The sequence below is a fragment of the Micromonospora sp. WMMD1155 genome (assembly GCF_029581275.1).
Taxonomy (GTDB): Bacteria; Actinomycetota; Actinomycetes; order Mycobacteriales; family Micromonosporaceae; genus Micromonospora.
Window position 1 is genome coordinate 3,896,365 of the sequence record NZ_CP120742.1, and the last position, 15,208, is coordinate 3,911,572.

At 69.7% G+C, this 15,208-nt stretch carries 15 protein-coding genes; 12 read left to right on the forward strand and 3 right to left on the reverse strand.

The window, feature by feature from the left end; genetic code table 11:
- Nucleotides 1-32 precede the first annotated feature (32 nt).
- The 9 genes from O7617_RS17875 (at nucleotide 33) to O7617_RS17915 (ending at nucleotide 8,045) form a co-directional block, all read left to right on the forward strand.
- On the forward strand, nucleotides 33-266 hold the full coding sequence (locus tag O7617_RS17875) for an ATP synthase F0 subunit C (RefSeq protein WP_030488047.1): 234 nt from the start codon (nucleotides 33-35) through the stop codon (nucleotides 264-266).
- 26 nt (nucleotides 267-292) lie between these two features.
- Complete coding sequence (locus O7617_RS17880; RefSeq protein ID WP_282256920.1) at nucleotides 293-832, forward strand: F0F1 ATP synthase subunit B; 540 nt, start codon at nucleotides 293-295, stop codon at nucleotides 830-832.
- Nucleotides 832-1,653: a F0F1 ATP synthase subunit delta gene (locus O7617_RS17885; RefSeq protein WP_282256921.1), complete on the forward strand. Its 822-nt coding sequence runs from the start codon at nucleotides 832-834 to the stop codon at nucleotides 1,651-1,653. Before O7617_RS17880 ends, O7617_RS17885 begins: the two co-directional genes overlap by 1 nt.
- A gap of 167 nt (nucleotides 1,654-1,820) precedes the next feature.
- Nucleotides 1,821-3,473, forward strand: a complete 1,653-nt coding sequence (atpA, locus tag O7617_RS17890; protein ID WP_282256922.1) for a F0F1 ATP synthase subunit alpha — start codon at nucleotides 1,821-1,823, stop codon at nucleotides 3,471-3,473.
- Between the two features lie 4 nt (nucleotides 3,474-3,477).
- Nucleotides 3,478-4,407, forward strand: coding sequence for a F0F1 ATP synthase subunit gamma (locus O7617_RS17895; protein WP_282256923.1), 930 nt, complete (start codon nucleotides 3,478-3,480; stop codon nucleotides 4,405-4,407).
- Nucleotides 4,407-5,843, forward strand: a complete 1,437-nt coding sequence (atpD, locus tag O7617_RS17900) for a F0F1 ATP synthase subunit beta (protein ID WP_282256924.1) — start codon at nucleotides 4,407-4,409, stop codon at nucleotides 5,841-5,843. Before O7617_RS17895 ends, atpD begins: the two co-directional genes overlap by 1 nt.
- 221 nt (nucleotides 5,844-6,064) lie before the next feature.
- A complete protein-coding gene (locus tag O7617_RS17905) occupies nucleotides 6,065-7,207 on the forward strand; it encodes an LCP family protein (protein ID WP_282256925.1) in 1,143 nt (380 codons plus the stop codon).
- A gap of 88 nt (nucleotides 7,208-7,295) precedes the next feature.
- Nucleotides 7,296-7,577 carry a F0F1 ATP synthase subunit epsilon gene (locus O7617_RS17910; protein ID WP_278141402.1) on the forward strand — a complete coding sequence of 94 codons (282 nt, stop codon included), beginning with the start codon at nucleotides 7,296-7,298 and terminating at the stop codon, nucleotides 7,575-7,577.
- A 12-nt stretch (nucleotides 7,578-7,589) separates the two neighbouring features.
- Nucleotides 7,590-8,045, forward strand: a complete 456-nt coding sequence (locus tag O7617_RS17915; protein ID WP_282256926.1) for a DUF2550 domain-containing protein — start codon at nucleotides 7,590-7,592, stop codon at nucleotides 8,043-8,045.
- 290 nt (nucleotides 8,046-8,335) lie between these two features.
- Here O7617_RS17915 and O7617_RS17920 read toward each other — a convergent pair whose 3' ends face one another.
- Nucleotides 8,336-8,908: a cob(I)yrinic acid a,c-diamide adenosyltransferase gene (locus O7617_RS17920; protein WP_282256927.1), complete on the reverse strand. Its 573-nt coding sequence runs from the start codon at nucleotides 8,906-8,908 to the stop codon at nucleotides 8,336-8,338.
- Between O7617_RS17920 and murA the strand changes: the two genes are divergently transcribed.
- Nucleotides 8,907-10,349 (forward strand): UDP-N-acetylglucosamine 1-carboxyvinyltransferase, encoded by a 1,443-nt coding sequence (murA, locus tag O7617_RS17925; protein ID WP_282256928.1) that lies wholly within the window; start codon nucleotides 8,907-8,909, stop codon nucleotides 10,347-10,349. The two genes, O7617_RS17920 and murA, sit on opposite strands and share 2 nt — an antisense overlap.
- A gap of 115 nt (nucleotides 10,350-10,464) precedes the next feature.
- The gene (locus tag O7617_RS17930; protein ID WP_282256929.1) at nucleotides 10,465-11,313 is read left to right on the forward strand and encodes a 3-hydroxyacyl-CoA dehydrogenase family protein; all 849 of its coding nucleotides are present in this window, start codon (nucleotides 10,465-10,467) and stop codon (nucleotides 11,311-11,313) included.
- A 40-nt stretch (nucleotides 11,314-11,353) separates the two neighbouring features.
- On the opposite strand, the gene O7617_RS17935 is transcribed toward O7617_RS17930, so the two are convergent.
- The gene (locus O7617_RS17935; protein WP_282256930.1) at nucleotides 11,354-12,199 is read right to left on the reverse strand and encodes an ABC transporter permease; all 846 of its coding nucleotides are present in this window, start codon (nucleotides 12,197-12,199) and stop codon (nucleotides 11,354-11,356) included.
- Entirely contained in the window at nucleotides 12,196-13,047 is an 852-nt protein-coding gene (locus tag O7617_RS17940; protein ID WP_282256931.1) for an ABC transporter ATP-binding protein, read from the reverse strand. Before O7617_RS17940 ends, O7617_RS17935 begins: the two co-directional genes overlap by 4 nt.
- A gap of 151 nt (nucleotides 13,048-13,198) precedes the next feature.
- Here O7617_RS17940 and O7617_RS17945 point away from each other — a divergent pair, with 151 nt between their 5' ends.
- Nucleotides 13,199-15,205 carry a protein meaA gene (locus O7617_RS17945; protein WP_282256932.1) on the forward strand — a complete coding sequence of 669 codons (2,007 nt, stop codon included), beginning with the start codon at nucleotides 13,199-13,201 and terminating at the stop codon, nucleotides 15,203-15,205.
- Nucleotides 15,206-15,208 lie beyond the last annotated feature (3 nt).

Below are 15,208 nucleotides of genomic sequence, written 5' to 3' on the forward strand. Positions count from 1 at the left end.
GTCACGCGTGATAACCAGGAGGAACCACACCAATGGACGCTAGCGTTCTCGCCGCGGTAGAGGGCAGCACCGCCGCCATCGGCTACGGCCTCGCGGCCATCGGCCCGGGCATCGGCGTCGGCCTGGTCTTCGCCGCCTACATCCAGTCGACCGCCCGCCAGCCGGAGTCGTCCCGGATGACCCTGCCGTACGTCTGGATCGGCTTCGCCGTCATCGAGGCGCTGGCGCTGCTGGGCATCGCCTTCGGCTTCATCTGGGCCGGCTGATCCCGCCCCTAGACCGGGAGGTAACCATGTACTTCCTCGCCGCTGAGGGTGGTGAGTCCACCCACAACCCGATCGTCCCGCTCTGGCAGGAGATCGTCGTCGGGTCGGTGGCCTTCGCCGTGCTCTGCTTCGTGCTGATGAAGTTCGTCTTCCCGCGCATGGAGCAGACGTTCCAGGCTCGGGTCGACGCGATCGAGGGCGGCATCAAGCGCGCCGAGGCCGCCCAGGCCGAGGCGAACCAGCTGCTCGAGCAGTACCGTGCCCAGCTCGCCGAGGCCCGGACCGACGCCGCCAAGATCCGTGACGACGCTCGGGCCGACGCCGAGGGCATCCGGCAGGACATCCTCGCCAAGGCGCGGGAGGAGTCCGACCGGGTCATCCAGGCCGGCAAGGACGCGCTCGCCGCCGAGCGGGCCACCATCGTGCGTGAGCTGCGCGCGGAGGTCGGCACCATCGCGGTGGACCTGGCCAGCAAGATCGTCGGCGAGTCGCTGGCCGACGAGGCACGGCGCAAGGGCACCGTCGACCGGTTCCTGAGCGGTCTCGAGAGCACGGGGGCCCGCTGATGCAGGCCGCCAGCCGGGAGTCGTACAAGATCGCGGCCGAGCGCCTCGACGCGTACGTCCGCGGCGCGGAGCCGTCGGCGGTGACCTCCACCGCCGACGCCATCCTCTCCGTGGCGGGGCTGCTGCGGCGTGAGCCGCGGCTGCGCCGGGCGCTGTCCGAGCCGGCCCGGTCCGGCGAGGATCGCGGGGCGCTGCTCGGCGACATGCTGGGTGGGCGGATCGGCGCGGACGCGCTCGACCTGCTCGTCTCGCTGGTCTCCGGCCGCTGGTCGGCACCGTCGGAGTTGCTCGACGGCGCCGAGCGCCTCGGCGTGGAGGCGCTGCTGGCCAGCGCCGACAAGGCCGGCGAGCTGGGCGAGGTCGAGGACGAGCTGTTCCGCTTCGGCCAGGTGGTGACCGGTCAGCCGGCGCTCAGCAACGCGCTCGCCGACCCGGTGGCTCCGGTCGAGCAGCGGGCCACCCTGGCCCGTGAGCTGCTCGCCGACAAGGCCCGCCCGGTCACCGTCCGCCTCGTCGAGGCGGCGATCGGCGGGTTCGGGGGACGCTCCTTCAGCGGGGCGCTCACCCGGCTGGTCGAGCTGGCCGCCGACCGGCGTGACCGGCAGGTGGCGTACGTGACCGTCGCGGCCCCGTTGAGTGACGAGGACGAGCGTCGGCTGGGTGCGAGCCTCACCGCGATATACGGTCGAGAGGTGTCCGTCAAGCAGACGGTCGACCCCGCCGTTCTCGGTGGCGTGAGCGTCCGGGTCGGTTCCGACCTGTACGACGGCACCATCCTGCGCCGCCTCAACGAGACCCGCAACGCGCTCGCGAAGCGCTGAGCGGCTCCGCCGCCCAGCGGCTGAGCGGTTCAGCCGCCCAGTGTCGGGGCGGTTGTGCCGCCCAGCGCATCCGGGCGGCACCGCCGCCCAGCGCCCGGATTGACAGACGCCATTCGGACCGGTTGGTACTAGGTATCCCGGGCCCCTGAATTTTAAGGAAGCAGAGGATGGCCGAGCTGACCATCTCGACGGAGGAGATCCGCGGCGCCCTGGAGCGCTACGTCTCCTCCTACTCGTCCGACGTCTCCCGCGAGGAGGTCGGCACCGTCGCCGACACCGGTGACGGTATCGCCCACGTCGAGGGCCTGCCCTCGACCAAGACCAACGAGCTCCTGGAGTTCGAGGACGGCACGCTCGGCGTGGCGTTGAACCTCGACGTGCGGGAGATCGGCGTCGTCGTCCTCGGTGACTCCGCCAAGCTGGAGGAGGGGCAGCGGGTCAAGCGCACCGACCGGGTGCTCTCGGTTCCGGTCGGTGACGCCTTCCTCGGCCGCGTGGTCAACGCGCTCGGCCAGCCGATCGACGGCCTCGGCGACATCGCCGAAGAGGGGTACCGCGAGCTGGAGCTGCAGGCTCCGAACGTGATGGCCCGGCAGTCGGTGTTCGAGCCGCTGCAGACCGGCATCAAGGCCATCGACGCGATGACCCCGATCGGTCGGGGCCAGCGGCAGCTGATCATCGGTGACCGGAAGACCGGCAAGACCACGGTCGCCCTGGACGCCATCCTCAACCAGCGGGACAACTGGCGCACCGGCGACCCGAAGAAGCAGGTTCGCTGCATCTACGTCGCCATCGGCCAGAAGGCCTCCACCATCGCCTCGATCAAGGGGCAGCTGGAGGAGGCGGGCGCGATGGAGTACACGACCATCGTCGCCTCGCCCGCGTCCGACCCGGCCGGCTTCAAGTACCTGGCCCCGTACACCGGCTCGTCCATCGGGCAGCACTGGATGTACGGCGGCAAGCACGTCCTGATCGTCTTCGACGACCTGAGCAAGCAGGCCGAGGCGTACCGGGCCGTGTCGCTGCTGCTGCGTCGCCCGCCGGGCCGTGAGGCGTACCCGGGTGACGTCTTCTACCTGCACTCCCGCCTGCTGGAGCGCTGCGCGAAGCTCTCCGACGAGCTGGGTGGCGGCTCGATGACCGGTCTGCCGATCATCGAGACGAAGGCCAACGACATCTCGGCCTTCATCCCGACCAACGTCATCTCGATCACCGACGGTCAGATCTTCCTGGAGACCGACCTGTTCAACCAGGGCGTTCGTCCGGCGATCAACGTCGGCACCTCGGTCTCCCGGGTCGGCGGCGCCGCCCAGGTGAAGCCGATGCGCAAGGTCGCCGGCTCGCTGCGGCTCAACCTGGCCCAGTACCGCGAGCTGGAGGCGTTCGCCGCCTTCGCGTCCGACCTGGACAAGGCCTCCCGGGCCCAGCTGGAGCGCGGTGTCCGGCTGGTCGAGCTGCTCAAGCAGCCGAACTACTCGCCGTACCCGGTGCAGGAAGAGGTCGTCTCGGTCTGGGCCGGCACCGAGGGCAAGCTGGACGACATCCCGGTGGGTGACATCCGGCGCTTCGAGGCGGAGTTCCTCCAGTACCTGCGCCACAAGCACGAGGGTGTGCTGGCCGGGATCGCCGACAACCAGTGGGGCGACGACATCGTCAACTCGCTGGACACGGCGATCACCGAGTTCAAGCAGGTCTTCCTCAACAAGGAGGACGACCGTCGGGTCAACGACGCGCCGGCCGCTCCGCTTGAGGGCGACGAGAACCGCGAGACGGTGACCCGCTTCCGCGACGGCGCGACCGACCGCCCGGCCGAGAGCTGATCTGATGGCGGCCCAGGTACGCGTTCTTCGTCAACGGATCCGCTCGGCGAAGTCGATGAAGAAGATCACCAAGGCGATGGAGCTCGTGGCGACGAGCCGGATCGCCAAGGCTCAGGCCCGGGTGCAGGCGTCCCTGCCGTACGCCCAGGCCATCACCGGTGTGCTCACGGCGCTGGCGTCCAACGCCCGGATCGACCACCCGCTGCTCACCCCGCGCGAGCGGGTGCGGCGGGCCGGCGTCCTGGTGGTCACCAGCGACCGTGGCCTGGCCGGCGGTTACAGCTCCAACGCGATCAGGATGGCCGAGTCGCTGATCGCTCGCCTCAGGGCGGACGGCAAGGAGCCGGTGCTCTACGTCATCGGGCGTAAGGGCGTCGGGTTCTACCGGTTCCGCGACCGGCCGATCGAGGCGAACTGGACCGGCTTCAGCGAGCAGCCGTCGTTCGAGGACGCCCGTGCTGTGGGTGAGACGCTGATCAAGGCGTTCACCGCCGGTGCGGACGACGTCGACGGCGCTGCCGGTGCGGACGGCGTGCTGGGCGTGGACGAGTTGCACATCGTCTACACCGAGTTCCACTCACTGATGACGCAGAACCCGGTCACCAAGGTCATCGGTCCGATGCAGGTGGAGGACCGGCCGCGCTCCGAGGGGCTGCTGCCGGCGTACGAGTTCGAGCCGGAGGCAGAGGCGCTGCTCGACGCGCTCCTGCCGAGGTACATCAACACGCGGATCTACGCGGCGTTGATCGAGTCGGCGGCGAGTGAGTCGGCGGCGAGGCGGCGGGCGATGAAGAGCGCCACGGACAACGCCGAAGAGATGATCGAGAAGTACACGCGTGAGATGAACTCGGCCCGCCAGGCCGGGATCACCCAGGAGATCAGCGAGATCGTCGGCGGCGCCAACGCGCTGGCCGCGTCGGGAAGTGAAGTGTGATGACTGCCCCAGTAGAGACCAAGACGGCCACGGGTCGCGTGGTCCGGGTCATCGGCCCGGTCGTCGACGCCGAGTTCCCGCGCGACGCCATGCCGGCCCTGTTCAACGCCCTGAACGTCACCGTGAACCTGTCCGGCGGTGAGAAGACGCTGACCCTGGAGGTCGCCCAGCACCTGGGTGACAACCTGGTCCGTGCCATCTCGATGCAGCCGACCGACGGTCTGGTTCGCGGCGCGGAGGTTCGTGACACCGGTTCGCCGATCACCGTTCCGGTGGGCGACGCGGTCAAGGGCCACGTGTTCAACGCGATCGGCGAGGTGCTCAACCTCACCGAGGGCGAGACCCTCACCCCGGATGACCACTGGGGTATCCACCGCAAGGCCCCGGCCTTCGCGGACCTGGAGCCGAAGACCGAGATGCTGGAGACCGGCATCAAGGTCATCGACCTGCTCGCCCCGTACGTCAAGGGCGGCAAGATCGGCCTGTTCGGCGGTGCGGGCGTGGGCAAGACGGTGCTCATCCAGGAGATGATCACCCGTGTCGCCCGTAACTTCGGTGGTACCTCGGTCTTCGCCGGCGTGGGTGAGCGCACCCGTGAGGGCAACGACCTCATCGCCGAGATGACCGAGTCGGGCGTCATCGACAAGACCGCGCTGGTCTACGGCCAGATGGACGAGCCGCCGGGCACGCGTCTGCGGGTGGCGCTCTCCGCGCTGACCATGGCGGAGTACTTCCGCGACGTGAAGAAGCAGGAGGTGCTGCTCTTCATCGACAACATCTTCCGCTTCACCCAGGCCGGTTCGGAGGTCTCCACCCTGCTCGGCCGGATGCCGAGCGCCGTGGGTTACCAGCCGACCCTGGCCGACGAGATGGGCGAGCTCCAGGAGCGGATCACCTCCGTCCGGGGTCAGGCCATCACCTCGATGCAGGCGATCTACGTGCCGGCGGACGACTACACCGACCCCGCCCCGGCCACCACGTTCGCCCACCTGGACGCGACCACCAACCTGGAGCGGTCGATCTCCGACAAGGGCATCTACCCGGCCGTGGACCCGCTGGCGTCCTCGTCCCGGATCCTCGCCCCGGAGTTCGTCGGCCAGGATCACTTCCAGGTCGCCACCGAGGTGAAGCGGATCCTGCAGCGCTACAAGGACCTGCAGGACATCATCGCCATCCTCGGTATCGAGGAGCTCTCCGAGGAAGACAAGATCACCGTGGCCCGGGCCCGGCGGATCGAGCGCTTCCTGTCGCAGAACACGTACGCGGCGGAGCAGTTCACCGGCGTGCCGGGCTCGACGGTCCCGATCAAGGAGACCATCGAGGCGTTCCGCAAGATCAGCGAGGGTGAGTACGACCACTTCCCCGAGCAGGCGTTCTTCATGTGCGGCGGCCTCGAAGACCTTGAGAAGAAGGCTGAGGAGCTGATGAAGGGCTGACCAGCCCGATCGGATCCGTAACAAAAAGACTGCCCCGGCAATGCCGGGGCAGTCTTTTGTTCATGTTCGCGTCCTACCATCGTCGCGGTCCGTTACTGGTGCTCGTCGCTTTCGAGTAATCCGAGATACGGTCGGTTCCGCGCTCACCCGAACGAGCGTTGATCCTTGCAACCTTTCGGCGACGTGCGCCCGTCTTTCTCCCGTGGGCGTAACGAACGGAGATGCTCGTGGGTAAGGCCGGCAAGAGTGGCCGCAGGTCGTCCGTCTGGCGAGGTGTGCCGCGTTGGGCCAAGATCTGCACGGTGTTCGGCACCGTGCTGACAGTGCTCAGTGGGGCCGTCCTGGTCGGCACCGAGGTGCTGATGGCTCGCTACGAGGGTGCCGTCGGAAAGGCGGACCTGTTCGGCGACCAGGCCGCGGGTGCCCAGGCGAAGAAGAGCGAGATCAAGGGGCCGCTCAACATCCTGCTGGTCGGCATCGACCCGCGTACGCCGACGGCGGCGCCCCTGGCAGACTCGATCATGGTGCTGCACGTGCCGGCGTCGATGGACCGCGCCTACCTGTTCTCGATGCCTCGGGACCTCTACGTGCGCATCCCGCCGTTCAAGAAGGCCGAGTTCCTGGGCGAGACCACGAAGATCAACGCTGCCATGTCCCACGGCAGCAAGGTCCCGGGCAAGAACCCCGACGCGGCCCGGGGCTTCGAGCTGCTGGCGACCACCGTGCAGAACGTGACGGGCATCAAGCGCTTCGACGCCGGCGCGATCATCAACTTCAGCGGTTTCCAGAAGATCGTCGACGCCATGGGCGGCGTCGACATGTACATCGAGCGGGACGTGCGGTCCGAGCACAAGCAGCCGGACGGCAAGGCTCGCCCGGGCAACCCCCGCGGTGAGGGCTACATCGGCCCGCAGGCGCTCTACAAGAAGGGCAACCAGCACCTGAGTGGGTGGCAGGCACTGGACTACGTGCGGCAGCGTTACCCGAAGAACGGCGTTCCCGACTCGGACTACGGCCGGCAGCGTCACCAGCAGCAGTTCGTCAAGGCGATGGTCGGCCAGGCGTTCAGCGCCGACGTGGTGTCCAACCCGGTCAAGCTCGACAAGGTGCTCCGCGCCGCCGGTCAGTCGTTGATCTTCAACGGTCGGGGCAACAGTGTTGTCGACTTCGGGCTCGCCCTGAAGGACATCCGCCCGAACACGATCGAGATGATCAAGCTTCCGGGTGGTGGGGTGTACGACGGCAAGAGGTACCTGGGTGAGCAGTTCCAGGAGGGGGTCGCGGACTTCTTCACCGCCCTGCACAACGAGCAACTCGACCCGTTCCTGCTGGAGCACCCGGAATTCGTGAACAAGACCAAGTAGTCGGGGCGCGGTTGTCGCCACCCGCGTCAGGCGCGCCTCGGCGTCAGGCTAGACTTTCGGCAATCCGTAGCCGCAGCAAGGAGACAGCGTGGCACAGCAGCTTCACGTCGAGCTCGTCGCCGTCGAGGAGAAGGTCTGGTCGGGTGAGGCCGAGATGGTCGTCGCCCGGACGACCGAGGGCGAGCTCGGTGTCCTGCCGGGTCACGCGCCGCTGCTCGGCCAGCTCGCCGAGCCCGGCCAGGTACGCATCAAGCTCGCCGGTGGCGAGCAGGTCTCCTACGAGGTGGCTGGCGGCTTCCTCTCGGTGAGCGCCGACGGCGTCACCGTGCTGGCCGAGAGCGCAACCCCGGTTTCCGCGCCGAGCCGCTGAGTCACACCGGGGATGGAGATCGTCGAAGGTTTCGGGATCGGCGTAGGCCTCATCCTCGTCGCGCTCCTGATCCTCTTCGTCCGGCGAGCCCTGGTCACCCGTAGCGGTGGCATCATCCGGCTCAGTGTCCGGGTCTCCACCATGCTCGACGGACGTGGCTGGTCGCCCGGCTTCGGCCGGTTCGCCGACGACGAGCTGCGCTGGTACCGGATGTTCAGCTTCGCGATCCGGCCCAAGCGGGTGCTGTCGCGCAAGGGGCTGGCGGTGGAACGCCGTCGGTTGCCGGAGGGTCAGGAACGGCTCTCCATGCCGGCCGACTGGGTGATCCTCCGCTGTACCAGTCACCACGCACCGGTGGAGATCGCCATGGCGCGATCGACGGTCACCGGCTTTCTCTCCTGGCTCGAGGCCGCCCCTCCGGGGGCGGTCTCGCCACGTGTGGCCTCCCAGGACTGGCCGGCCGCCTGACGCTGTTGCGCTTGGGGTTTTCCCCGTGGCAGCCCGCCCGCCGCGCCCGCACGTGGGTTGATCGACTCGGCTTTCTTGATGTCGGGGTGTCCCCGGCAGTAGAACACCCCGACATCAAGGAACCGGAGTCGATCAAGGCGCCGGTCGGCCGGAAGGCGCCGGTCGGCCTCAAGGCGCCCGTGGGCCGGTCTGCGCTGGTCGGCCTGGCATGTCCAGGAGTCAGCTTCGATGACGCGTGGCAGCGGTCAGAGTGGGAACCCACACCCCGAGGTGGTGCGCAGCGCCGACGGTCAGCGCTTGCCGCCCGGCACCCATAGCACGTCTCCAGCCGGATTTGCCGTTCTTGACAGGATAAAGAGCAGATCGGAGAGCCGGTTGAGATACTTTGCCGGGAGCGTGCTGGTTCGTTCCGGATCGTGGCTGACCAACGCCCAGGCCGCCCGTTCGGCTCGCCGGGCGATGGTCCGTGCCACGTGCAGCAACGCCGCGCCAGCGGTGCCGCCCGGGAGGATGAAGGAGTCGAGCTTGCTCAGGCGCGCGTTGTACTCGTCGCACCATCCCTCCAGGCGCTCGACGTACTCCTCGGTCACCCGCAGCGGTGGGTACTTCGGCTCCGGCTCGACCGGGGTGGACAGGTCGGCGCCGACGTCGAACAGGTCGTTCTGCACCGACGCCAGCACGGACCGCAGTTCCTCGTCGAGGTGGCCCAGCGCGATCGCGACGCCGATCGCCGCGTTGCACTCGTCGACATCCGCGTACGCGGCGATGCGCGGATCGGTCTTCGGCACCTGTTCGTTGTTGCTCAGCCTGGTCATGCCGGCGTCGCCGGCCTTGGTGTAGATGCGCGTGAGGTGGACGGCCATGACGCACAGCCTACGGATTCCCGACCTGACGATCCCGACGCGGCCGGACAGCGGCGCCGGTTGGCCGGTGGTGGTGGGCCCCGGCGACGCGGGCGACCCGGCGGTCAACGACGTCGACGTCATCAGGGTGCACGGTGACGCCCGGTTGGCCGGCACCGTGCACGTGGTCGGTGCCAAGAACTCGGCGTTGAAGCTGATGGCCGCCGCGCTGCTCGCGCCCGGCCGCAGCGTGATCACGAACGTCCCGCGGATCACCGACATCGCGATCATGGGGGAGGTGCTGCGCCGGCTGGGCTGTGACGTCCGGTTCGACGCGGACGACCCGGTCGACCCGATGGTCGCCCAGGGCGGGGTCGCCCGGTCCCGCTCGGTGACCATCGACGTGCCCGAACAGCCGGGTGCCGACGCCGACTACGACCTGGTCCGCCGGTTGCGCGCGTCGATCTGCGTGCTCGGCCCACTGCTGGCCCGCCGGGGGTACGTGCGGGTGGCGCACCCCGGCGGGGACGCCATCGGTTCGCGTGGGCTGGACATGCACATCTCCGGGCTGACCCGGATGGGTGCGGAGATCTCCGGTGAGCACGGGTTCGTCATCGCCTCGGCCCCGCACGGGCTGCGCGGCGCGGACATCGTGTTGGACTTCCCCAGCGTCGGCGCGACCGAGAACCTGGTGATGGCGGCGGTGCTCGCCCAGGGCACCACGACCATCGACAACGCGGCCCGGGAGCCGGAGATCGTCGACATCTGCACGATGCTCAGCCAGATGGGCGCGCGGATCGTCGGCGCGGGCACGTCCACGTTGCGGATCACCGGGGTTCCCGGTCTGCATCCGGTGCGGCACGCCACGGTGGGGGACCGGATCGTCGCCGGCACCTGGGCGTTCGGGGCGGCGATGACCCGGGGCGACGTGACGGTGACCGGGCTCGACCCGGCGTACCTGGAGGTCGCGCTGGACAAGGTGGTCGCGGCCGGCGGCCTGGTCGAGACGCGGGGGAACGGCTTCCGGGTACGGATGGACGACCGGCCCCGGGCGGTGGACGTCGTGACGCTGCCGTACCCCGGCTTCGCCACCGACCTGTTGCCGATGGCGATCGGGTTGGCGGCGGTCAGCGACGGCGCCTCCCTGATCACCGAGAACATCTTCGACGGCCGGTTCATGTTCGCCAACGAGATGATGCGGCTCGGTGCGGACATCAAGACCGACGGGCACCACGCGGTGGTCCGTGGGCGGGACCGTCTCTCCGGTGCGCCGGTACGGGCCACCGACATCCGCGCCGGCGCCGGGCTGATCATCGCCGGGCTCTGCGCGGAGGGGGTCACCGAGGTCTCCCACGTGCACCACGTCGACAGGGGTTACCCGGACTTCGTCGCCGACCTGCGGGCGCTCGGGGTGGCGGTCGAGCGGGGCACAACGCCGGAGGAACCGTCGCTGGAGATCTGACGACCGAGGGCGGCCGAGGACGGCCGAGGGGCCGCCCCACGACGCCACTTAGCCATCGTTCAGGCTCGCGGACTAGGGTGCAGTCAGGCACTCAATCGCAGCGAGGGAGAAGTAGATGGCGGGTCGACTCGCGGTCGTCGGGGCCGGGCTGATGGGCTCCGGCATCGCCCAGGTGGCGGCGCAGGCGGGCTGGCAGGTGACGCTGCGCGACCTGGACGACGCGGCCACCACCCGGGGGCTCGGCGGCATCCGGAAGTCGCTGGAGAAGTTCGCCGAGAAGGGCAGGATCGAGGCGTCCGACGTCGAGACGACCCTGGCTCGGATCACGCCGACCACCGACCTGGAGGCGGCGGCCGAAGCGGACATCGTGGTCGAGGCGGTCTTCGAACGGCTGGAGATCAAGCACGAGGTGTTCCGGGCGCTGGACAAGATCTGCAAGTCGGACGCGGTGCTCGCCACGAACACGTCGGCCATCCCGGTCACCCAGATCGCCGCGGTGACCGAGCGTCCCGAGGCGGTCGTCGGCACCCACTTCTTCTCCCCGGTGCCGATGATGCAGCTCTGCGAGCTGGTTCGCGGTTACAAGACCAGCGATGCCACGCTGGACACCGCACGGACCTTCGCCGAGGAGGTCGGCAAGACGGTGGTGGTGGTCAACCGGGACATCGCCGGTTTCGTCACGACCCGGCTGATCTCCGCCCTGGTGATGGAGGCGGTCAAGCTGGTGGAGTCCGGCGTGGTGTCCGCCGAGGACCTGGACACGGCCTGCCGCCTGGGCTTCGGGCACGCGATGGGCCCGCTGGCCACCACCGACCTGACCGGCGTGGACGTGCTGCTGAACGCCTCGAAGAACATCTACACCGATACCGCCGACGAGAAGTTCTTCCCGCCGGAGCTGCTCCAGCGGATGGTCACGGCCGGTGACCTGGGCCGCAAGACCGGCAAGGGCTTCTACACGTACTGACCGGTGCCGACCGGGGCGGAGGCCCGCCCCGGTCGGCCGCTCAGCCGTCGCGCTTGGTGGTCCAGCGGAAGGTGGTCAGGCAGAGCACCACGCCGATCACGCACCACAGGACCAGCACCAACGCGACCCGTCCCAGCTCGAACGAGCCGCCCGGCTCCTGCGCACCGAAGCTCTCCGGCAGGAAGACCGCGCGCAGCCCCTGGCACATCCACTTCAGCGGGAACAGCGCCGCCACCTGCTGCATCCAGGTGGGCAGGTCGGTGAAGACGAAGAACACCCCGGAGATGAACTGGAGCACCAGGGCGACCGGGGTGACCACCGCCGAGCCGCTGCGGGCGGTGCGGGCCAGCGACGAGATGGCGATGCCGCACAGGGTGCACGCGGTCACGCCGAGCACGGCGACCCAGCCGAAGGTGAACCACTTGCCGGCGGTGCCCGGCAGGTCGAGGTCGAACAGCGCCACCGCGACGGCCAGCAGTAACACGGTCTCGGCGATGCCGATCGCCACCACCATGATCACCTTGCCGGCGAACCAGACCCACTTCGGCATCGGCGTGCCCCGGTACCGCTTGAGCACCCCACGGTCCCGCTCGACCGGGATCCAGATGCCGAGGTTCTGGAAGCTCACCGTCATCAGGCCGGTCGCGATCATGCCGGTGATGAAGTACTGGGTGAACTTGACCCCACCGCCGATCGTCCCGTCGAAGATCGACGCGAAGATCAGGATCATGATGATGGGGAAACCCATCGTGAAGACCACTGACTCCCTGCTGCGCAGGAACTGGGTGATCTCCAGCCGGCCCTGGCGCACTGCGAGCGCGCCGGCGCTCGGCCGTCGGCCGGGGGTCGCGGCGACCGGCGTCGCCGGCTTCGTCGTGGTCGTCATCGTCCGTGTCCGATCATCGTGAGGTAGACGTCCTCCAGGGTCGGCCGGGTCACGGTGAGCCCCGGGACCTCGCCGCCGTGGCGCGCGGCCAGATCGGCGACCAGGGCCGTCGGCGTCGCGCTCTGCACGCTCTCCAGCGCCCCGTCCGGGATACGCCAGGAGACCGTCGCCAGGGCCTCCTGCCGGTTGCCGAGCTGGTTCGGCGCGGCCACCTCGACCAGCCGGCCGCCGGCGATCACGCCGACCCGGTCGGCGAGGGCCTCCGCCTCGTCCAGGTAGTGGGTGGTCAGCACGATCGTGGTGCCGGCGGCGGCGAGGTCGCGGATCAGGTCCCAGAACTCGCGCCGGGCCTCCGGGTCGAAGCCGGTCGTCGGCTCGTCGAGGAAGAGCAGCTCGGGGCGACCGATGATGCCGAGCGCCACGTCCAACCGGCGCTTCTGCCCCCCGGAGAGGGTGTGCGTACGGGCGGTGGCCTTGCCGGCCAGCCCGACCCGCTCGATCACCTTGTCCGGGTCGTCCGCGTCCGGGTAGAAGCCGGAGAAGTGCCGGACCACCTCGGCCACGGTCAGCTCGTCGAACTCGCCGGTGCCCTGGAGCACGATGCCGACCCGGGAACGCCAACCGGCGTCCGGGTTCGCCGGGTCCGCGCCGAGCACGGAGACCTCGCCGGCGTCCCGCCGTCGGTAACCTTCCAGGATCTCCACGGTGGTGGTCTTGCCGGCGCCGTTCGGGCCGAGCAACGCGAACACCTCACCGCGCCGCACGTCGAGATCCACGCCCGCCACCGCCACATTGTCGCCGTACGCCTTGCGCAGCCCCCGGACGGAGATGGCCAGCTCGTCATCCATGCCGTCCAGTGTGCGTCCTGGCGGCAAGCTGCGGGTGCCCGGGGTGTGGCGGTGCGCGCCACTGCGGGTGCTTCGCACCCGGACGTCCTCGACATGGACCTGTGTGGTTTTCCACAGCCCTTTTTACTGGCCGGTAACTTAAACTCCGGCCATGGACGAGACGGCACTTCCGGGGCGGCTGCCCGAGCGGGACCGCCCGTGGGTGATGCGCACCTACGCCGGCCACTCGTCGGCGACCGCGACCAACGCCCTCTTCCGCCGCAACCTGGCGAAGGGGCAGACCGGCCTCTCGGTCGCCTTCGACCTGCCCACCCAGACCGGGTACGACCCGGACCACGAGTTGGCAGCCGGTGAGGTCGGCCGGGTCGGGGTGCCGGTGGCCCACCTCGACGACATGCGGGCGCTGTTCGACGGCATTCCACTCGCCGAGACGAACACCTCGATGACCATCAACGCGCCGGCGATGTGGCTGCTCGCCCTCTACGGGACCGTCGGGCTGGAACAGGGCGCCGAGCTGGCCCGCTGCGCGGGCACCACCCAGAACGACATCATCAAGGAGTACCTCTCCCGGGGGACGTACATCTTCCCGCCGGCGGCCTCCCTGCGGCTGACCGCGGACGTCATCGCCTACACGCTGAGGGCGATGCCGAAGTGGAACCCGGTCAACATCTGCTCGTACCACCTGCAGGAGGCCGGTGCCACGCCCGTGCAGGAGGTCGGCTTCGCGTTGGCCACCGCGGTCGCCGTGCTCGACGCCGTCCGCGACTCCGGTCAGGTGCCCGCCGAGCGGATGGGCGACGTCGTGCAGCGAGTGTCGTTCTTCGTCAACGCCGGGGTGCGTTTCGTCGAGGAGATCGCCAAGATGCGCGCGTTCGGCGTGCTCTGGGACGAGGTCACCCGGGACCGGTACGGGGTCACGGAGGCCCGGCAACGGCGGTTCCGTTACGGGGTTCAGGTCAACTCGCTCGGTCTCACCGAGGCGCAGCCGGAGAACAACATCCAGCGCATCGTGCTGGAGATGCTCGGCGTCACGATGTCCCGCGACGCGCGGGCCCGGGCCGTGCAACTGCCCGCCTGGAACGAGGCGCTCGGTCTGCCCCGCCCCTGGGACCAGCAGTGGTCGCTGCGGATGCAGCAGGTCCTGGCCTACGAGTCGGACCTGCTCGAATACCCCGACCTGTTCGCCGGCTCGCACGTGATGACCGCACTCGTCGACGAGATCGTCACCGGGGCGCGGGTCGAGCTGGACAAGGTCCTCGAACTGGGCGGCGTCGTCGCGGCCGTGGAGACCGGTTACCTCAAGAGCGCGCTCGTCGCCTCGCTGGCCGAGCGCCGCCGCCGGATGGAGTCCGGCGCCGACGTGGTGGTCGGGGTCAACCGCTACGCCGAGACCGAACCCTCCCCGCTCACCGCCGCCGGAGCCGACGCCGTCGAGCAGGTCGATCCGGCGGTCGGGGCCGCCGCCGTCGACCGCGTACACCGATGGCGTGCCGATCGGGACGGGGCGGCCGTGGACGCGGCCCTCGCCCGGCTCCGCGCGGACGCCGCGACCACCACCAACCTGATGCCGGCGACCCTGGAGTGCGTGCGGGCCGGGGTGACCACCGGCGAGTGGGCCGGCGCGCTGCGCCAGGTCTTCGGCGAGTACCGCGCGCCGACCGGCCTGGCCGGCGCCACCGGCAGCGGCGGCGACCCGGGGCTCGCGGCGGTCCGGGAGCGGGTCACCGCCACAGCCCGTGAGCTGGGCAGCGGTCGGCTGCGGCTGCTGGTCGGCAAACCCGGCCTGGACGGGCACTCCAACGGCGCGGAGCAGATCGCGGTACGTGCCCGTGACGCCGGCTTCGAGGTCGTCTACCAGGGCATCCGGCTGACCGCCGGGCAGATCGTCGCCGCCGCCGTCGAGGAGGACGTCGACCTGGTGGGGCTGTCCGTGCTCTCCGGGTCGCACCTGGCCGCCGTGCCCGCGGTGCTCGACGGTCTGCGCGGCGCCGGGCGGGCGGACCTGCCCGTCGTCGTGGGCGGCATCATCCCGGCCGCCGACGCGGACACCCTCCGGGCCGCCGGGGTGGCCCGGGTGTTCACCCCGAAGGACTTCGCCCTCACCGACATCATCGACGACCTGGTCACGGTCATCCGGCGCGCCAACGACCTGCCCTGACCC